This is a genomic window from Thalassobaculum salexigens DSM 19539, assembly GCF_000423805.1.
Taxonomy (GTDB): domain Bacteria; phylum Pseudomonadota; class Alphaproteobacteria; order Thalassobaculales; family Thalassobaculaceae; genus Thalassobaculum; species Thalassobaculum litoreum.
The window spans coordinates 1892489-1917144 of sequence record NZ_KE384093.1 but is presented as its reverse complement, the minus strand read 5'-3'; the positions used below and the strand labels follow the sequence as shown (position 1 = coordinate 1917144).

The 24656-nt window shown below is 67.9% G+C and carries 20 protein-coding genes; 10 read left to right on the top strand and 10 right to left on the bottom strand.

All coding sequences use genetic code 11. From position 1 onward, the window contains the following. The first annotated feature begins 200 nt into the window (after positions 1 to 200). From glpD to argE, 3 genes are all read left to right on the top strand, one after another. Positions 201 to 1760: a glycerol-3-phosphate dehydrogenase gene (gene glpD / locus G578_RS0113320; protein WP_245565608.1), complete on the top strand. Its 1560-nt coding sequence runs from the start codon at positions 201 to 203 to the stop codon at positions 1758 to 1760. A 112-nt stretch (positions 1761 to 1872) separates the two neighbouring features. Further along, positions 1873 to 3360: a glycerol kinase GlpK gene (gene glpK / locus G578_RS0113315; RefSeq protein ID WP_028794656.1), complete on the top strand. Its 1488-nt coding sequence runs from the start codon at positions 1873 to 1875 to the stop codon at positions 3358 to 3360. Beyond that, positions 3357 to 4520, top strand: coding sequence for an acetylornithine deacetylase (argE, locus tag G578_RS0113310; RefSeq protein ID WP_028794655.1), 1164 nt, complete (start codon positions 3357 to 3359; stop codon positions 4518 to 4520). Before glpK ends, argE begins: the two co-directional genes overlap by 4 nt. Positions 4521 to 4732: 212 nt before the next feature. Here the strand turns inward: argE and G578_RS0113305 are convergent, their stop codons facing one another. Further along, entirely contained in the window at positions 4733 to 5503 is a 771-nt protein-coding gene (locus G578_RS0113305) for a maleate cis-trans isomerase family protein (protein ID WP_051244771.1), read from the bottom strand. A gap of 27 nt (positions 5504 to 5530) precedes the next feature. Then, positions 5531 to 6715, bottom strand: coding sequence for a M24 family metallopeptidase (locus G578_RS0113300; protein WP_028794653.1), 1185 nt, complete (start codon positions 6713 to 6715; stop codon positions 5531 to 5533). 161 nt (positions 6716 to 6876) lie between these two features. Between G578_RS0113300 and G578_RS0113295 the strand changes: the two genes are divergently transcribed. The 6 genes from G578_RS0113295 to G578_RS26245 all read left to right on the top strand — a co-directional run bounded on the left by G578_RS0113295 (position 6877) and on the right by G578_RS26245 (position 14360). Next, positions 6877 to 7149: a YjiS-like domain-containing protein gene (locus G578_RS0113295; RefSeq protein ID WP_028794652.1), complete on the top strand. Its 273-nt coding sequence runs from the start codon at positions 6877 to 6879 to the stop codon at positions 7147 to 7149. A gap of 169 nt (positions 7150 to 7318) precedes the next feature. Continuing rightward, positions 7319 to 9988: a hybrid sensor histidine kinase/response regulator gene (locus G578_RS28455; protein ID WP_169400858.1), complete on the top strand. Its 2670-nt coding sequence runs from the start codon at positions 7319 to 7321 to the stop codon at positions 9986 to 9988. Further along, positions 9985 to 10701, top strand: coding sequence for a response regulator (locus G578_RS0113285; RefSeq protein WP_028794651.1), 717 nt, complete (start codon positions 9985 to 9987; stop codon positions 10699 to 10701). Before G578_RS28455 ends, G578_RS0113285 begins: the two co-directional genes overlap by 4 nt. Positions 10702 to 11093: 392 nt before the next feature. Beyond that, positions 11094 to 11957, top strand: a complete 864-nt coding sequence (locus tag G578_RS0113280; RefSeq protein ID WP_028794650.1) for an alpha/beta fold hydrolase — start codon at positions 11094 to 11096, stop codon at positions 11955 to 11957. A gap of 36 nt (positions 11958 to 11993) precedes the next feature. Continuing rightward, positions 11994 to 13301, top strand: coding sequence for an O-acetylhomoserine aminocarboxypropyltransferase/cysteine synthase family protein (locus G578_RS0113275; protein WP_028794649.1), 1308 nt, complete (start codon positions 11994 to 11996; stop codon positions 13299 to 13301). Between the two features lie 75 nt (positions 13302 to 13376). Further along, entirely contained in the window at positions 13377 to 14360 is a 984-nt protein-coding gene (locus G578_RS26245; RefSeq protein ID WP_051244769.1) for a homoserine O-acetyltransferase/O-succinyltransferase family protein, read from the top strand. Between the two features lie 254 nt (positions 14361 to 14614). Here the strand turns inward: G578_RS26245 and G578_RS0113265 are convergent, their stop codons facing one another. The 6 genes from G578_RS0113265 to G578_RS0113240 form a co-directional block, all read right to left on the bottom strand. Further along, positions 14615 to 15604: an ABC transporter substrate-binding protein gene (locus G578_RS0113265; protein WP_028794648.1), complete on the bottom strand. Its 990-nt coding sequence runs from the start codon at positions 15602 to 15604 to the stop codon at positions 14615 to 14617. A gap of 50 nt (positions 15605 to 15654) precedes the next feature. Further along, positions 15655 to 16740: an ABC transporter permease gene (locus G578_RS0113260; RefSeq protein WP_084618868.1), complete on the bottom strand. Its 1086-nt coding sequence runs from the start codon at positions 16738 to 16740 to the stop codon at positions 15655 to 15657. Further along, complete coding sequence (locus tag G578_RS0113255; protein ID WP_038014128.1) at positions 16737 to 17606, bottom strand: ABC transporter permease; 870 nt, start codon at positions 17604 to 17606, stop codon at positions 16737 to 16739. The genes G578_RS0113260 and G578_RS0113255 overlap by 4 nt, the downstream gene beginning before the upstream one ends. A 2-nt stretch (positions 17607 to 17608) precedes the next feature. Beyond that, positions 17609 to 18412, bottom strand: coding sequence for an ABC transporter ATP-binding protein (locus G578_RS0113250; RefSeq protein WP_028794645.1), 804 nt, complete (start codon positions 18410 to 18412; stop codon positions 17609 to 17611). A gap of 64 nt (positions 18413 to 18476) precedes the next feature. Further along, the gene (hydA, locus tag G578_RS0113245) at positions 18477 to 19934 is read right to left on the bottom strand and encodes a dihydropyrimidinase (RefSeq protein WP_028794644.1); all 1458 of its coding nucleotides are present in this window, start codon (positions 19932 to 19934) and stop codon (positions 18477 to 18479) included. 60 nt (positions 19935 to 19994) lie between these two features. Further along, positions 19995 to 21242 (bottom strand): Zn-dependent hydrolase, encoded by a 1248-nt coding sequence (locus tag G578_RS0113240; protein ID WP_028794643.1) that lies wholly within the window; start codon positions 21240 to 21242, stop codon positions 19995 to 19997. Between the two features lie 232 nt (positions 21243 to 21474). On the opposite strand from G578_RS0113240, the gene G578_RS0113235 reads away from it, so the two are divergent. Next, positions 21475 to 22110 (top strand): TetR family transcriptional regulator C-terminal domain-containing protein, encoded by a 636-nt coding sequence (locus tag G578_RS0113235; protein ID WP_038014126.1) that lies wholly within the window; start codon positions 21475 to 21477, stop codon positions 22108 to 22110. A 64-nt stretch (positions 22111 to 22174) separates the two neighbouring features. Here G578_RS0113235 and G578_RS0113230 read toward each other — a convergent pair whose 3' ends face one another. Then, positions 22175 to 23089, bottom strand: a complete 915-nt coding sequence (locus G578_RS0113230; RefSeq protein WP_028794641.1) for a DMT family transporter — start codon at positions 23087 to 23089, stop codon at positions 22175 to 22177. A gap of 255 nt (positions 23090 to 23344) precedes the next feature. Continuing rightward, positions 23345 to 24652 carry an NAD-dependent dihydropyrimidine dehydrogenase subunit PreA gene (preA, locus tag G578_RS0113225; protein WP_028794640.1) on the bottom strand — a complete coding sequence of 436 codons (1308 nt, stop codon included), beginning with the start codon at positions 24650 to 24652 and terminating at the stop codon, positions 23345 to 23347. Positions 24653 to 24656: the final 4 nt, after the last annotated feature.

Sequence of the window (24656 nt, the reverse complement as noted above, 5' to 3'; positions counted from 1 at the left end):
CCACTATCGTCATCCCGAAACAAGTTCGCGATGACGGATGATTGTTTGGGACTGCCGCCAATCGGCCCCGGCGTTGGCCATTTCCTTGAGATTTGTGTACCGTGTTGCGCTGCGGTGAAGATCCTCCCCGGCGCGCCCGCGCCATGGAAATCTGCGGCGCGAACCCTAAGTCGAAAGAACAGCAAGTAACGGAGTGCCGCATGGCCGCGACCGATGCCGGAGCCGATCCGGCGGCCGCTCAAAAGGATATGGATCTCGACGTCTTCGTCATCGGCGGCGGCGTGAACGGCTGCGGCATCGCCCGCGACGCGGTCGGCCGCGGCTACAGTGTCGGACTGGCCGAGATGAACGACCTCGCGTCGGGCACCTCGTCCTGGTCGACCAAGCTGATCCATGGCGGATTGCGCTATCTCGAACACTACGAGTTCCGCCTGGTCCGCGAGGCGCTGATCGAGCGCGAGGTGCTGTGGGCCAACGCGCCGCACATCATCTGGCCGCTGCGTTTCGTGCTGCCGCACCACAAGGGCCTGCGCCCGGCCTGGCTGCTGCGGCTCGGCCTGTTCCTGTACGACAATCTGGGCGGCCGAAAGCACCTGCCGCCGACCCGCGTCGTGGACCTTTCCACCGACGATGTCGGCAAGCCGCTGAAACCCGAGTTCACCAAAGGTTTCGAGTATTCCGACTGCGCCGTGGACGACACCCGTCTGGTGGTGCTGACCGCCCGCGATGCCGCCGACCGGGGCGTGGACATCCGCACCCGCACCGAAGTCACCGGTCTCGAGCGCACCGGCGACCGCTGGACGGTCACCCTGCGCGATACGGTCACCGGCGCCCGGTCGACCGTCACGGCGCGCGTGGTGGTGAACGCCGCCGGCCCCTGGGTCGACACCGTGCTGAACCGGGCCGCCGGCAAGAACGACACCCACAACGTCCGTCTGGTCCAGGGCAGCCATATCGTCGTGCCCAAACTCTACGACCATGACCGCTGCTACATCTTCCAGAACGCCGACGACCGGATCTTCTTCGCCATCCCCTATCAGCGCGACTACACGCTGATCGGCACCACCGACCGCGACTGGAAGGACGATCCGGCCAAGGTGACGATCTCCGACGAGGAGATCGCCTATCTCTGCGCCGGCGCCAGCGACTATTTCGAACAGGACATCTCGCCCGACGACATCGTGTGGACCTATTCCGGCGTACGCCCGCTCTACGACGACGGCGCCTCAGAAGCCCAGGTCGCCACCCGTGACTACGTCCTGCGCACCGACGGCAAGGGCAAGGAAGGGCTGCTGATCAATATCTTCGGCGGCAAGATCACCACCTACCGCAAGCTGGCCGAGGCCGTGGTCGAGAAGATCGAAGATGCGCTCGGCCGGCGCGGCGAGGCCTGGACCCATGGGGCCACCCTGCCCGGCGGCGACTTCCCGATCGGCGGGTTCTCCGATCTGGTCGTCGATCTTATGCGCGACTATCCCTTCCTCAGCGAGCCGCACGCCTATCGCCTGATTCGGCAGTATGGCACCCGTGCCCGTCACTTCCTGGGCGACGCGACGTCGCTGGCGGATCTGGGCCGGCATTTCGGCGACACGCTCTACGCCGCCGAGGTCGCCTATCTGATCGAACACGAGTGGGCTCTGAGCGCCGAGGACGTGCTGTGGCGCCGCTCCAAGCTCGGGCTGAAGATCGACGACGCCTCGGCCAAGGCGCTGGAGGACTGGATTAACGCTCGCACCCGCCGGGCCGAGGCGGCAGAGTAACGAACAACCAACGAAATCATCGACCGACAGGGTTAATCTTTACGCAGACCCATCCGGGGATTACCCGGCCGACCGTGCCGGGGCCAGAAGAACAGCACCGCAGGGAGGCCGAATGTCCGGCTACGTTCTCGCCATAGACCAGGGGACGACCTCGTCCCGCGCCATCGTCTTCGACGGGCATTTCAGCATCAAGGGCGTCGGCCAGCAGGAGTTCGAGCAGCACTTCCCCCGCTCCGGCTGGGTGGAACATGTGGCGTCAGATCTCTGGCGCACCACGGAAGCCACCGTGCGCATCGCCCTCGCCGATGCCGGCCTGTCGGCCGGAGACATCGCCGCCATCGGCATCACCAACCAGCGCGAGACGGTGGTGCTGTGGGACCGGGAGACCGGCGAGGCCGTACACCGCGCCATCGTCTGGCAGGACCGGCGCACGGCGGAGATGTGCTCGCGGCTGAAGGCCGACGGCAACGAGGCCATGGTCACCGAGAAGACCGGCCTGCTGCTCGACCCGTATTTCTCCGGCACCAAGCTCGCCTGGCTGCTCGACACGGTGGACGGAGCCCGCGAGAAGGCGGAGGCCGGCAAGCTCGCCTTCGGCACCGTGGACAGTTTCCTCATCTGGCACCTGACCGGCGGCAAGCGGCACGTCACCGACGCGACCAATGCCGCGCGCACCCTGCTCTACAACATCCGCGAGGGGCGCTGGGACGACGACATCCTGAAGCTCCTCAGCATCCCCAAGGCGCTGCTGCCGGAGGTATTGGACAGTGCGGCCGAGTTCGGCACCACCGAGCCGTCCCTGTTCGGCGCCGCCATCCCGATCCTGGGCGTGGCCGGCGATCAGCAGGCGGCCACCGTCGGCCAGGCCTGCTTCGAGCCGGGCATGGTCAAATCCACCTACGGCACCGGCTGCTTCGCCCTGCTGAACACCGGCGACACGCCGGTCCTGTCGAAGAACCGGCTGCTCACCACCATCGCCTACCAGTTGGACGGTCAGGTGACCTACGCCCTGGAAGGCTCGATCTTCGTCGCCGGTGCCGCGATCCAGTGGCTGCGCGACGGACTCGGCATCATCGACCGGGCCGACCAGTCGGCGAAGATGGCGGATGAAGCCGATCCGGAACAGGCGGTCTATCTGGTGCCGGCCTTCACCGGCCTCGGCGCGCCGCACTGGGATCCCGACGCGCGCGGGACCATGTTCGGCCTGACCCGAGGGACGGGGCCGAAGGAATTCGCCCGTGCCGCCCTGGACAGCGTGTGCTTCCAGACCGCCGACCTGATTGACGCCATGCACGCGGACTGGTCCGATGGCGGCGACGTGGTTCTGCGGGTGGATGGCGGCATGGTGGCGAACGACTGGATGATGCAGCGGCTGACCGACATCCTCGCTGCCCAGGTCGACCGTCCCATGGTGCTGGAGACCACGGCGCTGGGCGCCGCCTGGCTGGCCGGACAGAAGGCCGGTGTGTGGCCCGACATGGCCGGCTTCGCCAAGCAGTGGAAGCGCGACCGCCGGTTCGAACCCGCCATGAAGGACGAGGAGCGCCAGCGCCTGCTCGCCGGCTGGCGCGACGCCGTGAAACGGACGCTGACCACATGAACGACGCGCTGGCCGATATACGGGGAATTCTCGGCGACCTGATATCGTTCCCGACGGTGTCGGCCGAAAGCAATCTCAACCTGATCGACCATTGCGCCGATAGGCTGACGTCGCTCGGCGCGGATGTGGCGATCACCACCGACGATACCGGTCTGAAGGCCAACCTGTTCGCCACCATCGGCCCCAAGGTGGACGGCGGCATCGTGCTGTCCGGCCATACCGATGTGGTGCCGGTGGAGGGCCAGGCCTGGAATTCCGATCCGTTCCGCGTGGAGGAGCGCGACGGCCTGATCTTCGGACGCGGTTCCTGCGACATGAAGGGCTTCCTCGCCACGGCCATGGCGCTCGCCCCGCGCTTCGCATCGGCCCATCTCGCGCGCCCGCTGCACCTCGCCTTCACCTATGACGAGGAGACCGGCTGTTTCGGCGCGCCACGGCTGATCGAGGGGATCGCGGAGAGCGGGCTGCATCCCAAGGTCTGCATCGTCGGCGAGCCGACCGAGATGCGGATCATCGAAGGCCACAAGGGCTGCTACGAATACACCACCGAGTTCACCGGGCTGGAGGGCCATGCCTCCAATCCGGATGCCGGGATCAACGCCGTGGAGTTCGCCGCCCGCTTCGTCGCCAAGCTGCTGGAGACCGGCGAGGTGATGCGCCACCGCGCGCCGGCTGACAGCCGGTTCGACCCGCCGCACACCACACTGCAATGCGGCGTGATCCAGGGCGGCATCGCCCGCAACGTCATCCCTCGCCACTGCTCGCTGGAGTGGGAGATGCGGCCGGTGAACCGCGCCGACGCCGATCTGGCCAAGGAGATTCTGCGCGACTATGTCGACCGGGAGTTGCTGCCACGCATGCATGCCGTCGACCTGAAGGCCGGCATCGTCACCCACACCATCGGCGAAGTGGAAGGGCTGGAGCCGATGCTCGACAGCGAGGCTGTGGCCCTGGTGTCGGAGCTGACCGGCGCGAACGCGGCGGAGGTCGTGGCGTTCGGCACCGAGGCCGGGCTGTTCCAGGCGGCCGGCATCCACACGGTGGTCTGCGGCCCCGGCAGCATCGAACAGGCGCACAAGCCGGACGAATTCGTCAGCCTCGACCAGCTCCAGCAATGCGCGACGATGATCGAACGGCTGCTGCCGAAGCTGGCGGCTTAGGCAAGGCCAGCGTCGGCTAGTCGTATGTCGTGTCCGCGCGTCACGCGGAATCGTAGGCCCCGGCCCAAGGCCGGGGAGTGTGAGAAGGGTAACGGGTCGCAACAGTCGTCCGGCCCTTCCCTATCCTTCGTCTTCTCTTTCACTTGCACTTCCCGGCCTTGTGCCGGGACCCCCGCGTCCGTCCGCCTGGACCGCGGGCTGGGCGCCGTGACCTATGCCGCCTGCTCCAGTCCTGAAACACCGAACAGCCGTCCGCCCGCAGGCACGGCGTCCTGCACTCCGGCCAACCGCATCATGTGCCAGGCGAGCACCTGGTTGCTGGCGAGCACCGGTACGCCGATCCGGCGCTCGGCCTCGGCCAGCACCGGGGCCATGCGCAGGTTGGTGCAGGACATGAACACCCCGTCCACCTCCTGTCCGGCCACCGTCTGCTCGATCGCCGCCAGCAGGGAACGCGGGGTCATGCGGGCGACCACGCTCTCGCGCCCCTCGTCGAAGCTGGCGAAGGCGCCGATCTCCGTGCCCGAAGCCTGAAACGCCTCGCGCAGGGCGCGGGACACCGGCTCCACATAGGGCGACAGCAGCGCGATCCGGCGCAGTCCGAGCGCCTCGAAGGCGGCCCGCGCCGCCGACAGCGGCTCGGACACCGCCGCGCGCGGATAATGCTCATGGATGCAGGCGGCTACGCCCTGGGGGCCGATCACCGTGGCGCCGGAGGTGCAGCCGTAGCCGATCACGTCGAAGGGAGCGGTCTCCGGCAGCATCGAGGTGGCGCGTGGGATGTCCTCGCGCATCCGGGCCAGGGACTCCGCGGTGACGTCGGCGGCCATCTGCACACGGCTGTGATAGAGCACGACCCCGTCGGTCGGCACGAAGCAGCGGAACTCGTGCTCGATGGTCTCGTCGGTCTTCAGCACGATCAGGCCGAGCGTGGCCCGCGTTCCGATCCCGTCATCCGTCTCGAACGCCAGGGGCATCTTCATTCCCTTCCTGTTCTTCGTCTCCGGATCTCATGATGCGCTCAGTACCGGGATATCACGGGCGGCACGTCGGGTCAGCAGCCGCGGCGCTCCCTCCGTGATCGCCACATTCTCCTCATGCACCATCATGCGGCCCGGTGCCGTCGCCATGCCCGGCTCCAGGGTCATCACGAAGCCCGGTTCCAGCACCGTTTCGTCCCAGTCGGCAATCGACGGGAACTCGGTCAGTACCATGCCGAGCCCATGACCGAGCCGGCCGACGGCGCCACCCGCCGAGGGATCGGCCAGAGGGGCCGTCACCGCGTTCATCGCCCGGAACAGGTCGGCACAGGTGCCCCCGGCCCGCGCGACGGCAAGCCCTGCCTCCGTCGCCTGCCAGACCGCCTCGTAGGACCGCCTGACCGCGTCCGAGGGCGGGCCGACCGAGAAGTTGCGGTCGAAGTCGCAGTAATACCCGTCGAACACCAGCCCGACATCCAGGATCAGTACGTCCCCCGCCTGGAGGCGACGCTCCGAGGGCGGCGAGATGATGTCGCCGTATCCCCCCGGACCGGCCCCCCCGACCAGATAGTCCACGTCGTCCGCCCCGGCCCCAAGGCAGGCGATCTTGAAGGCGCGGAACACCTCCAGCTCGGTCATTCCGGCCCCGGCGATCTCCGGCAGCCGGTCGAAGGCGTCGCAGGCGATGCGGCAGGCTTCCGCGATCTTGTCGATCTCGGCCGGCGACTTCACCTGGCGTAACGTGCGCATCACCTGCGTGGCGTCCTGCCAGCCGATCCCCGGCATCCCGTCGCGCAGCGCCTGCAGGCCGGCCAGCGGCATCCGGACATGGGTCTCCGGCCCCATGGGAAGGCCGACCATTCCGCCCTCGCCCGCCGCCTCGCGGATCGCCTCCGACAGCACGGACTGCCCGTCGTCGCTGGGATGCGGCGAAGACCAGGTGCGGATGTCGTCGATCCAGGTCCGTCCCATCGCCTCCGACCCGATGCCCGGAATGACGGCGACCGGTTTGCCCGCGCCGGGCACCACCAGGAACCAGGGCCGGGTCGGGCTCAGCCAGAACTGGGTGAGGAAGCCGGTGAACCACCGGATGTCCGGCTCGGTGGTCAGCAACAGCGCGTCCAGGCCGCGCGCCGCCATCAGCGTCTGGGCGCGTGCCAGCCTGGCCTCGAACTCTGCGTCGGGGAATCCGCGCGGGGGTCTGCCATCGCCCATGGTGGTCTCTCTGAGGCCGCAATTCCCCATCGTTCCATGAACCCCCACCCGGAAACAATTGAAACAAAACGGCGAGCATCGGGAAGTCGGTCCGAAACATCGCCCCCTCAGAGTCGCCATCCAACAGCGACGCGAACCGAGTCCCCCCACAGGAGGTCGCCATGACCCAGAGAACCGACAATCCCTTCATGATCGCCGCTTCGGCCCTGTCCGAGCCCTATGCCGCCCTGGCCGGCGTCGCGCATCTTCTCGCCTGGCCGTTCCGGTCGATCAGCCGCGCCTATCGCATGCGGCGCACCGCGATGGAGCTGGAGAACCTCGACGCCCGGACCCTGCGCGACATCGGCATCGAGCGCATGAGCATCAACCACATCGCGCGCGCCTCGGTGGACCACCCCGCCGCCGACCCGCGTCAGGCCGTGACCTGGCGTTGATGCGGAGACGCAGAGGATGGCGAGACATGGCATAGTATCGCGAGCGCGTCCGGCCGCCCCCGGACATTCCACATCCAGATCGCGACGCCGCCCCGCCATGATCGCCGATCCGAAAGCCGACCCGGCCGCTCCGGCCTCGCCCGTTTCCGTACCCGTCCGGTATGCGGAGATGGGCGAGGCCCATCGCGCCGCGCTGCTCGACTTCGCGGTCGCCCACTCCTCCATCGTCTTCTATCTGGTCGATATCGATGCCGACCGCCGCACGGTCTATATCAGCGACAATGTCGAGGCGGTGACCGGCCATCCGGCCGCCCGCTTCGTGGACGACAGCGGCTTCGGCACGTCGCTGATCCACCCCGACGACATGGACACCTATTTCGGCACCCTGGATGCGACGCCGGAGAAGACCGGCGAGACGGTGATCGAATACCGGCTGCGCGACAGCGACGGCGACTACATGTGGATCCGCGACCGGCTGCGCATGATCGAAGACAGCGCGCCTGGCGAGCCGCGCATGCTGGTCGGCAGCATGGCCGACATCACCATCGAGAAAGAGGCGGTCGCCCGCGTCGGTCAGGCCGAGGCGATCAACCGCGTGCTGCTCGGCAACGTCCTGGACGCCATCGTCGCCACCGACGAGGACGGACTGATCGTCGAGTTCAACCCGGCGGCCGAGAAGATGTTCGGATACTCCCGCGGCCGGGCCATCGGCCAGTCGATCGGAGACCTGATCGTCTCCGACGAGCACCGTGCCGGCCCCGACGGCGGTGTGCCCCTGTTCGCCGCCGACGGCCGGATGAGCCGGGCGTCGCGACGTCTGGAGACCCAGGCCAAGCGGGCCGATGGGGGCCTCTTTCCGGTCGAGATCGCCATCGCCCATGCCGAGATCGACGGCAAGGCGATCATCATCGCCGACATTCAGGACATCTCCGAACGCCTCGCCGCCCGGGCCGAGCGGCAGAAGATCGCCCAGCTCCTGCAGGACGCCATCAACAGCATGAGCGAGGGCTTCGTCATCAGCGCCCCGGACAGCACCGTGCTGTACTGCAACGAGGCATTCTCCGCCCCGTACGGCATGACGCCGGAGGAAATGGTCGGCAGCGACCGGACGCAGAACATCAAGCGCTTCTTCAAGAACGTGCGCCGGTTCGACGGTCGGCTGGTCGAAGGCGACACCAGCCAGATCCGCTGGATCGTCTCCCGCCTGGCCGATTACGACGGCGAGCCGATCGAGGTCGAACTGACCAACGGCGAGTGGCGACTGATGGTCAACCACCGGACCACCGATGGCGGCTCGGTCACCATCCGCGCCGACATCACGGGACGCAAACGCGCCGAGCAGTCGCTGCGCCAGAGCGAGGCGCTGATCCGCCGCATCCTCGACGCCTGCCCGGTCCCGGTCGGGATGACCCAGGCCGAGAATGGCCGGATCATCTATGAGAGCCCCGCCTCCCGGCAGATGTTCCAGCGGGATTCCATGGGCGGCGCGATGTCCGCCCGCGACTTCTTCGTCGATCCGGCCGACCGCGACCGCTACCTGGAGATTCTGCGCCGCGACCGCCGCGTCGATGCCTTCGAGACCTTCCTGCGGCGCTCGGACGGCACCGAATTCTGCGCCTCGGTCGCCGCCCGGCTGGTGGAATACCAGGGCCACGAGGTGGTGGTCTCCTCCACCTACGACCTCACCGAACGGCGCAAGCTGGAAGAGGAGATGGCCCGCCAGCGCGAGGCGCTCCACCAGTCGGAGAAGCTGAGCGCCCTGGGCGAGCTGCTCGCCGGGGTCAGTCACGAGCTGAACAACCCGCTCTCCGTCGTCGTCGGCCAGGCGATGCTGCTGCGCGAGACCGCCCGCGAGCCGGCGATCGTCGAGCGCGCCCGCAAGATCGGCGACGCCGCCGACCGCTGCGCCCGCATCGTGAAGACCTTCCTGGCCATGGCCCGCCAGCAGCCGAGCGAGATGCGCCCGGTCCGTCTGAACGACATCGTCGAGAGCGCGCTGGAGATGACCGGCTACATGCTGCGCACCCACGACGTGGATGTGAGCCTGGAGTTGAACCCCACCGTGCCGTCGATCATGGCCGATGGCGACCAGATCAATCAGGTGCTTACCAACCTGATCGTCAATGCCCTGCACGCCATGGAGAACCAGCCGATGCCGCATCGCCTGCGGCTGGTCACCCATTACGACCGCGGCCGGCGCCAGGCCGTGCTGAAGGTAATCGACAACGGCCGTGGCGTACCCGAGGAGGTGGCGTCGCGGATCTTCGAGCCGTTCTTCACCACCAAGGATCTCGGCGAAGGCACGGGCATCGGCCTGACCATCGTCCACCGCATCGTCGACGCCCATGGCGGCGCGATATCGCTGGACAGCGCGCCGGGCAAGGGCGCCACCTTCGTCCTGCGCTTCCCGACCTGTGCTGCCATCGGCGATCAGGACGGCGACGAGATCGAAGGCGGCGAGGATACCGGCCTGTCGGTACTGGTGATCGACGACGAGCCGGAGGTGGCCGAGATCATCCGCGAGTCGCTGGCGTCCGACGGCCATACCGTCGACGTGGTCACCTCCGGCCGGGCGGCGTTGGAGCGCCTGCTGTTCCGCCAGTACGACGCTATCCTGAGCGACGTGCGGATGCCCGATCTCGACGGGCCGGCCCTGTATTCCGTGGTCTGCGACCGCCATCCCGAGCTGCTGGCCCGCATGGCCTTCGTCACCGGCGACACCATGAGTCCGGCGATCCGCCGGTTCCTGGACGACGCCGGACGCCCCTATCTGGAGAAGCCGGTGATGCCGGCGGAGCTGCGCAGCCTGATCTCCCGGCTGGCGGAGACCGGGGCGTGAGCGACCGGATCCACATCGCCGTGGTGGACGACGAGCGCGACATCCGCGAGACCGTCGCCGAATACCTGGAGATCAACGGCTACCGCGTCAGCAAGGCCGATGGCGGCACCGCCCTGCGCCGGCTGGTGGATCAGTCGGATCTGGATCTCGTCATCCTCGACATCACCATGCCCGGCGAGGACGGCCTCAGCCTCGCCCGCCACCTGCGGGAGCGGAGCGGCGCCGGCGTGATCATGCTCACCGCCCGCGACGCGGTGGTGGAGCGGGTCGTCGGCATCGAGATGGGCGCCGACGACTATGTGACCAAGCCGTTCGACCTGCGCGAGCTGCTGGCCCGGGTCAAGGCGGTGCTGCGCCGGGTGCGGCGGACCCCCGACGCGGCGGTGGATGCCGGCCAGCGGGTACGCTTCGGCAGCCACATGCTCGACCTCGACGCCCACAAACTGTTCGACGGCGCCGGCGACGAGGTGGCGATCACGGCGATGGAGTTCGACCTGCTGCGGACCTTCGCCGAGCGCCCGAACCGGGTACTGTCGCGCGAGCAGCTTCTGGACCTGGCACATAATCGGGACAGCGACCCGTTCGACCGCTCCATCGACATCCGAATCGCCCGTCTGCGCCGCAAGATCGAGCCGGACCCGAAGACCCCGACGGTGATCAAGACCGTGCGCGGAGCGGGGTATCTGTTCGTGCCGGCGAAGGCCGCGGATTAATCCCCTCCGCTTCCCGATCATCCTCCCGTCCCGTTTTGATCCGGGACATCAATCTGCCCTCACGCATGCGCTGGGTCCCGGCCCACCCCCGGATCAGGTCCGGGAGCGGTCGGGATGACGGGTGGTTGCGGGGAGGAATTTTGCGGGAGGCAGAAGGCGAGCGAGAGCCGCTGCAAACCTGAATCATACGGTTGTTCGCCGTCATCCTGGACGGCCCCGGGCCTGACCCGGGGGCGGGCCGGGACCCAGCGCGCTCGAACAGTGCGGCATTTCTCACATCGAGCGCCCCACTGAAACGCCCCTGAAACCAAAACCCGGATCCGGCGAAACCGGCGCGAAAAGGTCGGCCCGCATTCTGGCTCCATCGAGAGTTCGACCGGAGCCGTCCGCAGATGTTCACCCTCCCCGTCGCCGGAACCGAGATCGCCGTGCACCGCAGCGGCAGTGGCAGCGGCACACCCGTCGTGCTGCTGCACTGTTCGGCCGCCGGCGCGCGGCAGATGCAGGTCTTCGCCGAGGCCCTGCGCGACCGCTTCACCGTCGGCCAACTCGACATCCTGATCCCCGACCTGCACGGCTACGGCGCGTCGGCGACCCGCCAGGGCGCCCACCCGCTGAGACTGGCCCACGAGGCCGCCATCGTCGCCAGCCTGTCCCGGCATGTGGGCGGACCGGTGCATGTGATCGGACATTCCTATGGCGGCGCCGTCGCTCTCGCCGCCGCCCACGGCCGCCCGGACCTCGTCCGCTCCCTGGTGCTGATCGAGCCCGTCAGCTTCCATCTGCTGCAAGGCGGCGACAGCCGAGACGATACGCTTCTGGCCGAGATCGGTCGGGTGGCGGGCGCCGTACGCCAGGGCGTGCTGACCGACCGGCTCGAGGCCGGCATGGCGGCGTTCGTGAACTTCTGGAGCGGACCGGGGAGCTGGGAAGGACTGTCGCAGCGGGCGCGCGCGGCGATGGCCCTGCACGCCCCCCAGGTCGCCCGCAATTTCCAGGCGGCGTTCGATCACCCGACGCGGCTGCACGACATCACCCGGTTCCCGGTCCCCACGCGGCTGATCTATGGCGGCCGCACCCGGCCGATCGCCCGGCGCATCGTCGAGCTGATCGAACGCACCCTGCCCGACGTGTCCCTGCGGATCGTGCCGGAGGCCGGTCACATGGCCCCGCTCTCCGATCCCTGCGCGACGGCCGCCCTGGCCGCGGCACAGCTCTGCCTGATCCAACCCCACCCGGTAACCAGCGCCGCCTGAACGCGCGGCACATCCCCCATTCAGCAAGGAACCCCCATGCAGACCTATACCAAGCCGCAGACCATCGCCCTGCACACCGGCCACAGGGCCGACCCGAGCACCGGCTCCATCGCCGTGCCGATCCACATGACCACCAGCTACGACCTGGGCGACAGCGAGAACGGCCGCCAGCTCTTCGCCCTGGAGAAGATCGGCCACCTCTATACCCGCGTCAGCAACCCGACCACGGCGGTTCTGGAGCAGCGGATCGCGGCGCTGGAGGGTGGCGTGGCCGCCCTGGCCACCGCGTCGGGACAGGCGGCGATCACGTTGGCGATCCAGAACATCGCCCACGCCGGCGACAACATCGTCGTCTCCAACGAGCTGTATGGCGGGTCGGTGAACCTGTTCGCCAACACCTTCCCGACCATGGGGATTGAGGTGAGGTTCGTCGATCCGAGCGATCCGGAGACTTTCCGGGTCGCCGCGGACGCCCGCACCCGCGCGTTCTTCGGCGAGAGCCTGCCGAACCCGAGCCTGGTGCCCTTCCCGATCCAGGAGGTCGCGCTGATCGGCGCGGAGCTCGGCATTCCGCTGATCATCGACAACACCTGCGCGCCGGTGATCTGCCGGCCGATCGACCACGGCGCCCATATCGTGGTGCATTCCTCCACCAAATATATCGGCGGCCACGGCACCGCCATCGGCGGGGTCATCGTCGATGCCGGCCGCTTCGACTGGGAAGCCCATGGCGACCGTTTCGCGATGCTGAACCGGCCGGACCCGAGCTATCACGGCGCGGTCTGGGTCGAGGCCGCCAAGCCGCTGGGGCCGGTCGCCTATATCCTGAAGGCCCAGGCCACCCTGCTGCGCGATACCGGGGCGGCGATGAGCCCGTTCAACGCCTTCCTGTTCCTCCAGGGCCTGGAGACCCTGACCCTGCGGATGCGCGAGCATTGCCGCAACGCCGATGCGGTCGCGCTGTTCCTGGCCGACCATCCGGCGATCGCCCGGGTCATCCACCCGAGCCTGTTCACCGGATGGCGCAAGCAGCGGGTCGACACCTATCTCGCCGGCCGCCATGGCGGGCTGGTCGGGTTCGAGGCGGTCGGCGGCGTCGATGCCGGCCGGCGCTTCATCGACGCGGTCCGGATGATCCATCACGTGGCCAATATCGGCGACGCCCGGACCCTGGCCCTGCAGCCGGCCGTCTCGACCCACCAGCAGCTCTCCGAGGAACGCCAGCGCGCCGCCGGCGTCACCCCGGGTTTCGTGCGTCTCTCGGTCGGGATCGAGGATATCGACGACATCCTCGCCGACCTCTCCCAAGCCCTGCGGGCCGCCGCCTCTCTCCAGGCGGCCTGACGGGCCCCGGCGGGGGCGGCGTCCCCCTCTCCCCAGCCGCCCCCGCCTCTCACATTCCCGAACCTTGGAAGGCCCATGGCCGTCTTGCTGCCCCGCACCCTACCCGCCGCCGCGTCGCTCCGCGCAGAGGGCTGCCCCGTCGCCGAGGACCCGGCCCTGACGGATGGCACGCTCCCCCGCCGTCGGACCCTCACGGTCGTGCTGGTCAACCTGATGCCGGACAAGGCCTCGACGGAGGCGGATTTCGCCCGACTGCTGGCGAACGGACCACAGGACGTGCGGCTGCTGCTGGCGGTGCCCGACGGCTACGTGACCACGGCGACGCCCGCCGACCACATGGCCCGGTTCTACCGGCCGTTCTTCGACCTGCCGCTCGCCCGGATCGATGCGGTGATCGTGACCGGCGCGCCGGTGGAGACGCTGCCCTTCGACCATGTCTTCTACTGGGATGGGCTCCGGCGGATCCTGGACTGGCTGGACGCGGCGCGGATGCCCTCCCTGCACGTCTGCTGGGGCGCCCAGGCGGCGATGCACCACTACCACGGGGTGGAGAAGCATCCGCTGCGGCGCAAGCGCTTCGGGCTGTACCCGCACATGCCCATGGGAAGCGGCCACGGCCTGCTCACCGGCATCGACCTGCCGTTCCACATGCCGGTGTCGCGCCAGAGCGAGACCCGGCTGGAGGATCTGGTCCGCCGGCCCGGCCTGCGCCCCGTGCTGACCGCCCCGGTCGCCGGCGTCGGGCTGGTGCGCGACCGGACGCGCCCGGCGGTGTACTGCCTGAACCATCCGGAATACGGCCCCCGACGTCTGCCCGAGGAATTCGCCCGCGACCGCAAGGCCGGTCGGGAGATCGACCCGCCGGCGGGCTATGACGCGGGCCTGCGCCGTCCTCAGGTGGCCTGGCAGACAGCCGCCCGCACCCTGTACCGCAACTGGATCACCGAGATCGCCGCCACCGATCCGCGCACCAGCGCCGATGTGGCGCTGGACTGGCTGCTGCGGGCCCAGCTGTCGGGGAGCACCGCTCCGGCCGGCAGCCCCTGCCGGCTGCAGTGACGGACCCATGCGCTTGACCGAGAATCCCGACCCACCCGCACCGCTGTGCCGACACGACGGGCGCGCGTCCATGCCGAAGCGGTGGTGAACGCCGCCCGTGCCCTGGTGGGAGGCACCCTTCTCCTCCATCTCCTTCTTCCCGGCTCTGCGCCGGGAAAAGGGGGATGTTTGATGTGAAAAAAAGCCCGGTCCGTCTCGGGACCGGGCTTCCGTACTGATCACCATCCATCAGGCGATCGGCTGGACACTCGCCCTTACTTCAGCGCCTCATCGGTGATGGCGTGGGTCCAGGCACCTTCCGGCTTCTTGGAGATCACCGGGTCGGAGCCGCCGGCCAGGAGGGTGTCCACCGTGCGGGTGTAGTCCTCTTCCGACAGCGCGCCGTTGGAACCGGCGGTCAGCTTGGCGATCTCGCCCATCATGCGCTTCTGGTGCTTCTCGGTCTGGGCACCGCTGGCGTCGTTCTCGAGCACGATCTCGGCCGCCGCGTCCGGATTCGCCTCGGCCCATTTCCAGCCCTTCATCGAGGCGCGCACGAAGCGGACCATCTTGTCCACGAAGGCCGGGTCCTCGAGCTTGCTCTCCAGCACGTAGAGCCCGTCCTCAAGGGTGGCAACGCCCTGGTCCTGGTACTTGAAGACCACCAGTTCGTCGGCCGGAATCCCGGCATCGATGATCTGCCAGTACTCGTTATAGGTCATGGTGGATACGCAATCGGCCTGCTTCTGCAGCAGCGGGTCGACGTTGAAGCCCTGCTTGAGCACGGTCACGCCGCCGTCCGATCCGTCGGTCGCAATGCCGAGCTGGGACATCCAGGACAGGAACGGATACTCGTTGCCGTAGAACCACACGCCGAGCGTCTTGCCCTTGAAGTCGGCCGGCTTGGTGATGCCGGTGTCCTTGCGGCAGGTCAGCATCATGCCCGAGCTCTTGAACGGCTGGGCGATGTTGACCAGCGGCACACCCTTCTCGCGGCTGGCGAGGGCCGACGGCATCCAGTCGATGATCACGTCGGCGCCGCCGCCGGCGATCACCTGCGGCGGAGCGATGTCCGGCCCGCCCGGCTTGATCGTGACGTCGAGGTTCTCCTCGTCGTAGAAGCCCTTGTCCTCGGCCACGTAGTAACCGGCGAACTGGGCTTGCGTCACCCATTTGAGCTGCAGCGTCACCTCGTCCGCCGCCATGGCCTGGGAGGCGGCCAGACCCATCACTCCCATTACGGTTCCTGCAATCAGTCTGCGCATGTCTGTGCTCCCTGTTCTTGTTGACGCATCCGCGCGCCGGCCCGGTGTCGTCAGGTCCGGTTCGACGGATGCCAGAAGGTGACGGCCCGCTCCACGAGCGCGACGGCACCGAAAAACGCGGAGCCGGCCACAGCGGCCACCGCGATCTCTGCCCACACCATGTCGACGTTCATGCGGCCGACTTCGGTGGAAATGCGAAACCCCATGCCGACGATGGGGGTGCCGAAGAACTCCGCCACGATGGCACCGATCAGCGCCAGGGTGGAGTTGATCTTCAGCGCATTGAAGATGAACGGGGCCGCCGCCGGCAGCCGCAGCTTCACCAGGGTCTGCCAGTAGCCGGCCGCGTAGGTGCGCATCAGGTCGCGCTCCATCCGTCCGGCTTCGGCCAGCCCGGCAACCGTGTTCACCAGCATCGGGAAGAAGGTCATGACGATGACCACCGCCGCCTTGGACGGCCAGTCGAAGCCGAACCACATGACCATGATCGGCGCGATGCCGATGATCGGCAGGGCCGAGATCAGGTTGCCCACCGGCAGCAGCCCCCGCTGCAGGAACGGCGAGCGGTCGATGGCGATGGCCACGAGGAAGGCCGAGCCGCAGCCCAGCGCATAGCCGATCAGCACGGCTTTCAGGAAGGTCTGCTGGAAGTCGGCCCACAGGATCGGGATCGAAGCGGCGAAGCGGGCGCCGATGGCCGAGGGCGGCGGCAGCAGCACCTGGGGCACGTTCAGGCCCCGGGTGACCACCTCCCACAACACCAGCAACGTGACGCCGAACAGCACCGGCACGGCGAGTGCGGTCCAGCGCCCTCCCCGCCGCGAGGCGGTCAGCCGCTCCACGAACAGCCAGGCGGCGAGCCAACCGGCCGCGGCAAGGCACCAGAAGCCGGCACTTCCCCGGTCGATCACGGTCAGCGACATCGGCAGCGCGAGGCCGGCCGCCAGGGTCAGACAGCCGTCGACCGAGACGGGCAGCGGATTGCGGAACCGGAACAGACTCGCCGCGCACAGGACGGCGAACGTTGTCAGGAACGGCGTGTCCAGCAGTCCGGTTTCGGCCGAGAGCGGCAGCACCAGCCCGAGCAGACCCAGCAGCCCGACGGCCGCCGCCAATCCCGCCTGCAGCCGGGTCATGGCCGCACCCCCATGCGCCGGGAGACATAGCCTCCGGCCGCGCCGACCAGGGTGACAAGAACCGACGCCAGCAGCGCCGCCACGATCAGCGCGGACCAGATCTGCACGGTCTGGCCGTAATACGAGCCCGCCAGCAGCCGCGCGCCCAGCCCGGCGACCGCCCCGGTCGGCAACTCGCCGACTATGGCGCCCACAAGGCTGATGGCGACCGCCACCTTCATCGAAGCGAAGAGATAGGGCATCGAATGGGGCCAGCGCAGTTTCCAGAAGACCTGGGACGTGGACGCGCTGTAGGTCCGCATCAGGTCGAGCTGGATCGCCTCCGGCGCGCGCAGTCCCTTCACCATGCCGACCACGACCGGGAAGAAGCTGAGATAGGTGGAGATCAGCGCCTTGGGCAGCAGGCCCGACAGGCCGACCGCGTTAAGCACCACGATGATCATCGGCGCGATGGCCAGGATCGGAATGGTCTGGCTGGCGATCACCCAGGGCATCACCGATCGGTCGGTCGCCCGGTTGTGGACGATGGCCACGGCCAGGACGACACCGAGAACCGTGCCCATGGCGAAACCGGCCAGCGTCGCCGAGAGGGTGATCCAGGCGTGATAGACGAGGCTGCGCTTGGAGGTGACCTTCTTCTCCGCCGTGGTCTGCCAGATCTCCACCGCCACCTGATGCGGCGACGGCAGGACCGGGCGCTCCTGGGCCATGGTGTGGACAATCAAGTCGGAGGCGGTCCAGTCCCGCCCCTCGCGCTCATAGACGCCGAGCTGCCAGGGGGTGTTCAGCCAGATGGTGGCGGCGTACCAGATCCCGATGATCGCCGCGACGACGACCAGGATCGGGATGGTCTTGCCGCCGCCCATGGTCACGCGTCCTCGTAGGAATGACCGGCCCGAAGTCCCTCGCGCACCCGGTGGGCAATCTCCAGAAATTCGGGCGTCTCGCGGATGTCGAGCGGGCGTTCGCGCGGCAGGGTGCTCTCGATCACGTCGGTCACCCGGCCGGGCCGCGGCGACATGACGACGATCCTGGTGGAGAGGTAGACCGCCTCGGGGATCGAGTGGGTGACGAAAGCGATGGTCTTGGTGGTCCGCGCCCAGAGCTGAAGGAGCTGTTCGTTCAGGTGGTCGCGCACGATCTCGTCCAGCGCGCCGAACGGCTCGTCCATCAGCAGGATGTCGGCGTCGAAGGCGAGCGCCCGGGCGATGGAGGCGCGCTGCTGCATGCCGCCGGAAAGCTGCCAGGGGAACTTGTTCTCGAAGCCGGTCAGGTTGACCAGCTCCAGGGTCCTGGCGACCCGCTCGTGCCGCTCTGCCTTGGAATAACCCATGATCTCCAGCGGCAGCGCCACGTTGCGGGCGATGGTGCGCCAGGGATACAAGCCGGCGGCCTGGAACACATAGCCGTAGGCCCGGTTCAGCCGCGCCTGCTCCGGCGACACCCCGTTGACCGAGATCTGGCCGCCGGTCGGCTGCTCCAGGTCGGCGATCACCCGAAGCAGAGTGGTCTTGCCGCAGCCGGACGGGCCGATGAACGACACGAAGTCGCCCTTGCCGATGGTCAGCGACACGTCGCTCAGGGCGTGGACCGGCCCGTCACCGGTCTGAAACGTCAGGTCCAGATGGTCAGCCCGAATGACCGGCTGCCCACGAGACGAAGCAGTGTTCAAGGCGACGCCCTCCTCGGCGCTCTCATCCGCTCCCCGGCCTCCCGCGGAGCGCATCGTGTACGGCTCAGACGCCGGCCGGCATCTTGGCCGGATCGCGGATCACCTTGCGCGGGGCGGTGATCTCCTTCCAGGTCGACAGCGCCCGGTTCGGCGCCGGGTTCGGCGGCCGCTTCACGAACTCGCCGTGACCCGGCTTCGCCTTCATCTCGCTCTCCACCACCGCGACCTCGCCCCGGGTCAGGGTGAAGCGCGGCAGGCCGGTGACCTCGATGCCTTCGAAGACGTTGTAGTCGATGGCCGACTGCTGCTTGTCGGCGGTGATCGTCTTCGAGCGCTTCGGGTCCCACACCACGATATCGGCGTCGGAGCCCTCGCGGATCGCACCCTTGCGCGGGTACATGTTCAGGATCTTGGCGCTGTTGGTCGAGGTGACGGCCACGAATTCGTTCATGGTCAGCCGGCCGGTATTCACCCCCCGGGTCCACAGCACCGGCATCCGATCCTCCAGGCCGCCGGTGCCGTTGGGGATCTTGGTGAAGTCGCCCACACCATAGCGCTTCTGCTCGGTGGTGAAGGCGCAGTGGTCGGTCGCCACCACCTGCAGGCTGCCGGCGGCGAGACCGGCCCACAGACCGTCCTGGTGCAGCTTGGAGCGGAACGGCGGCGACATCACCCGGCGCGCGGCATGGTCCCAGTCGGCGTTCTGATACTCGCTCTCGTCCAGCACCAGATGCTGGATCAGCGGCTCGCCGAAGATCCGCATCCCCTTCTGCCGAGCCCGGCGGATCGCCTCGTGCGCCTGCTCGCAGGAGACGTGGACGATATAGAGCGGCACGCCGGCCATGTCGGCGATCATGATGGCGCGGTTCGCCGCCTCGCCTTCCACTTCCGGCGGGCGGGAATAGGCATGCGCCTCCGGTCCGGTATTGCCCTCGGCCATGAGCTTGGCCTGAAGCTGGGCGACCACGTCGCCGTTCTCGGCATGGACCAGGGGCATGGCGCCCAGGTCGGCGCAGCGCTGGAACGACGAGTACATCTCGTCGTCGTCGATCATCAGCGCGCCCTTGTAGGCCATGAAGTGCTTGAAGGTGGTGATGCCGCGATCGACCACCGTCTCCATCTCCTTCCAGACCTGCTCGCCCCACCAGGTGATGGCCATGTGGAAGGAATAGTCGGCGCAGGCCTTTGACGACTTGTTGTCCCAGGCCTGCATGGCCTCCAGCAGCGACTGGCCCGGGGCCGGCAGGCAGAAGTCGACCACCATGGTGGTGCCGCCGGACAGGCCGGCGCGGGTGCCGCTCTCGAAATCGTCGGAGGAATAGGTGCCCATGAAGGGCATTTCCATATGGGTGTGCGGGTCGATGCCGCCGGGCATCACGTAGCAGCCGGCGGCGTCCAGCACCTCGTCACCGGACAGGTTCGGCCCGACCGCCGTGATCTTGCCGCCCTCCACCAGGACATCCGCCTCGAAGGTCAGGTCGGCGGTGACGACGGTCCCGCCCTTGATCACCTTGCTCGCCATCTACTCCTCCTCTGTCCCGTGCGGATCTGATTTTAAGATTTCAGTTCAGGAGACGATCCCCTAGCTCACGATTTCCGCCGCTTCCACCACGGCCTGGAACAGCACGTCGGTGCCGGCCCGCGCCCATTCCGGGGAGATCTCCTCCGCCTCGTTATGGCTCAAGCCGTCGACGCAGGGGCACATGACCATGGCGGTCGGCGCCACCCGGTTGATCCAGCAGGCATCGTGCCCCGCGCCGGAGACCAGGTTGCGGTGGCTGTAGCCGAGGCGTTCGGCCGCCTCGCGGATCATGGTCACACAGTCCGCGTCGAACTCCACCGGATCGAAGCCGCCGACCTTCTCGACCTCCAGGGTCAGCCCGATCTCGTCGCAGATCTTCTGCGCGCCGTCCTTCAGGCGGGTCTCCATGTCCTCGATGATCGCCTTGTTGGGCGAGCGGAAATCGACGGTGAAGACGGCGCGGCCGGGAATGATGTTGCGGGAGTTCGGATAGATTTCGCAGTGGCCGATGGCGCCCACCGCGTCCGGCTTGTGGCTCCAGGCGATCTCGTCCACAAGCTGCGTGATCCGCGCCATGCCGAGCCCGGCATTGACCCGCATCGGCATCGGGGTGGAGCCGGTATGGCTCTCCTTGCCGGTAACGGTGAACTGCAGCCAGCTCAACCCCTGGCCGTGGGTGACGACTCCGATATCCTTGCCCTCGGCCTCCAGGATCGGGCCCTGCTCGATATGCAGCTCGAAGAACGCCTTCATCTTGCGGGCGCCGACCTCCTCGTCGCCGACCCAGCCGACGCGCTTGAGCTCGTCGCCGAAGCTCTTGCCCTCGCGGTCGGTGCGGGCATAGGCCCAGTCCAGCGTATGGATGCCGGCGAACACTCCGGACGCCATCATCGCCGGGGCGAAGCGGGTACCCTCCTCGTTGGTCCAGTTGACCACGACGATCGGGTGTTTGGTCTTCACTCCCGCCTCGTTGAGTGTGCGCACGATCTCCAGCGCGCCGAGCACGCCCAGAACGCCGTCGTACTTGCCGCCGGTCGGCTGAGTGTCCAGGTGGCTGCCGACATAGACCGGCAGCGCGTCGGGGTCGGTGCCCTCGCGGCGGAAGAACATGTTGCCGGCCTTGTCGACGCCCATGGTGCAGCCCTCGGCCTCGCACCATTTCTGGAACAGGGCGCGGCCCTCGGCGTCCTCATCGGTGAGGGTCTGGCGGTTGTTGCCGCCGGCGATGCCGGGGCCGATCTTCGCCATCTCCATCAGGCTGTCCCACAGCCGATCGCCGTTGATCCGCAGGTTGCTGGCCGCTGACATTCCGGACTCCCCTTCCGTCTTCGGGAGTCTGCCCGCCCGCAGGAGACCCCAACCGCTTGGGGGGTTGCGGGCCGCGCGACTTCCGCCTGTAATCATCTGACCTTGACCAATTGGTCAAAAACTAGGCTATCAGGCCATGGTTGCCGGTCAAGGTCATTGTTTGCCCGCCGCCTGCCCGATTTTTGTGCAGAATCATGCGCCTATCGGGCCCTGGAGCCGCAGTCGGAGACACATGGCCCGCGCCGCAGAAACCCGCCGCCGCACCCGCATCCAGGTGGAAAAGGAAGGCCGGATTCTATCGTCCGCCCTGGACGTCTTCGCCCAGAGCGGTTTCGCCGGCGCCACCCTGGACGACATCGCCACCGGTGCGGGCATGTCGAAGCCCAACCTGATCTATTATTTCGACAGCAAGGAAGAGGTCTATCGCGCGGTGCTCGGCCGCACGCTGGAGACCTGGCTGGAACCCCTGGCGGCGCTCGACCCGGGCGGGGAGCCGCTGGCGGAGATCCGCGGATACATCCAGCGCAAGCTGGAGATGTCGCGGGATCGGCCGCAGGAATCGCGGCTGTTCGCCGGCGAGATCCTGGCCGGCGCACCGCTGATCCGCGACGTGCTGGAGGGCGAGCTCAAGGGTCTGGTGGACGAGAAGGTCGCGCTGATCCGCCGGTGGATCGCCGCCGGCAAGCTGGCGCCGCACGACCCCTATCACCTGATCTTCGCGCTCTGGGCGACGACGCAGCACTACGCGGACTTTGATGCACAGGTTCGGGCGGTGCTCGGCCGCGAGACCGACGAGGCGACGCGCTACGCCGGAGCGGAACGGTTCATGGAGGAGGTGATCCTGCGCGGGTTGCGGCCGGATACGTAACGCTCCCGCCTTCTACTTACTCCCCGGATTTATTCCGGGGCGTAAGTATGGGTTTTGGGATTTGTTACCGCACCGCATCGCGGTTCGCGACCAGCATGAGCAGCGCCAGCATCGTCGCCGCGACGCCGAGCAACACCGGCGGATCGACCCAGCCGTGCCCGCTCAGCCCCTCCAGCACGATCACCACGGTCGGGATCAGATAGCCGTACGCCATCACCTTGGCCGCCGGCAGGCGCAGGGCGCCGTAGCGCATCAGGAAAAAGGTGAGCGCCGAGGCGAAGACCGAGATGTACACCGCCGTCACCCAGACGATCGGCGGCAGGGCCGTCCAGTCGGTCCGAAGAATCGCCGGAAAGGCGTAGATCCCAACGACGAGAAACCCGCCGAGCACGGTCCACAGGGTGAACAGCTTGCCGCTCTCGCCCCGGTTCAGGACCGTGATCAGCGGGATGTAGAGGGCGTGACACACGCAGGCCCCGAGGAAGATCAGCTCGCCCGGCCCGAGATCGAAGGCGAGCATGGCGTCGACATCGCCGCGGAACACCACCCAGACCGCGCCGCTGGCCGCAAGCAGCAGACTGCCGCCGACCAGCGGGCCGATGCCCTGGCGCAGGATCAGATAGCCGAACAGCGCGGTCATCAGCGGCGTCATGGTGAAGACCGCGGCGAGGCTGACCGGGTCGGTCAGCCGCAGCGCCTCGAACATCAGCACGAAATAGGAGCCGAGCAGCACGCCCAGCAGCAGGAAACGCCAAGGCGCCCGCACGCCGAGCTGTCGCTCGCCCTTGCGCCCGGCCAGGATCGCGCCGGCCATCACCGCCGCCGCCAGGGCGAAGCGCAGGGCCGTCAGGGCGCCGGGATCGATATGCGGCGCGGTCAGGTGCCCCAGGGTGAAGGACCCGCTGATCAGCGTGGCGAACAGCAGCATGGCCGCGTGCCCCTTCAGGGCTTCGACGCGGGGATTGTAGAGGTCAGCCATGCGGATCCGTTGAGTTGCCTAGCGCACATTGGAGGGCGCCCGAGGGGTGTGCGGCGGGGGTGTCCCGGGGTCAAGGGCCTATCCGTCCTCGCGCGCGCCTCCGTCCTCCCGACGCAAGTCAGGATCATGCACCGCACCGACCACTCCGCTCGTCATCCTGATGCAAATCAGGACCTGGGCCCGGCCCCGCCGTTGGAGGCTTGATCCTGATTTGCATCAGGATGACGGCGGGGGTTGGATGATGGTGCCGCGCCCCTACTCCGCGGCGACCGAGGACGGGTTGTTCGGGTGCTGGGTCCAGTTGCCGTAGTCGGCCGGGACGGTCCGGCCCGTGCGCGGATCCACCGACCCCGCCGGCATCTGCTCCATGGTGATGCAGCCTTCCACCGGACAGACATTGACGCAGAGATTGCAGGCCACGCATTCGGCGTCGATCACCTCGAAATGCCGCGCGCCGTCCTTCGTCGCCGTGATCGCCTGGTGCGAGGTGTCCTCGCAGACGATGTGGCAGCGGCCGCACTTGATGCAGAGATCCTGGTCGATCCGCGCCTTGGCCACGTAGTTCAGGTTCAGGTACTGCCAGTCGGTCACGTTCGGCGTCGCCAGCCCGATGAAGTCCGAGGTCCGTGCATAGCCCTTGCCGTCCATCCAGCGCGACAGGCCGTCGATCATCTCGGTCACGATGCGGAACCCGTAGGTCATGGCGGCGGTGCAGACCTGCACGTTGCCGGCCCCCAGCGCCATGAACTCCGCCGCGTCGCGCCAGGTGGTCACCCCGCCGATGCCGGAAATCGGCAGACCCGCCATCTCCGCGTCGCGGGCGATCTCCGCCACCATGTTGAGGGCGATCGGCTTGACCGCCGGACCGCAATAGCCGCCATGGCTGCCCTTCCCGTCGATGGTGGGCTCCGGCGCCATCAGGTCAAGATTCACCGACGTGATCGAGCTGACCGTGTTGATCAGCGACACCGCGTCGGCCCCGCCCTTCTTGGCCGCCCGCGCCGGGTAGCGGATATCGGTGATGTTCGGCGTCAGCTTCACGATCACCGGCATGCGGGTGTTCTGCTTGCACCACCGGGTGACCATCTCGATGTACTCCGGCACCTGGCCGACGGCGGAGCCCATGCCGCGTTCGGACATGCCGTGCGGGCAGCCGAAATTGAGCTCCACCCCGTCGGCCCCGGTGTCTTCCACCTGCTTAAGGATCTCGGTCCAGCAGACCTCCTCGCAGGGCACCATCAGCGACACCACCACCGCCCGGTCGGGCCAGGCGCGTTTGACCGCCTTGATCTCGTCCAGGTTGGTCTGCAGCGGCCGGTCGGTGATCAGCTCGATGTTGTTCAGGCCGAGCAGCCGGCGATCGGCGCCCCAGACGGCGCCGTAGCGCGGGCCGTTGACGTTGACGATATGCGGATCGAGCCCGAGGGTCTTCCACACCACCCCGCCCCAGCCGGCTTCGAACGCCCGGACCACGTTGTATTCCTTGTCCGTCGGCGGAGCGGAGGCCAGCCAGAACGGGTTCGGGGACTTGATGCCGACGAAGTCGCTGCGCAGGTCTGCCATGCTC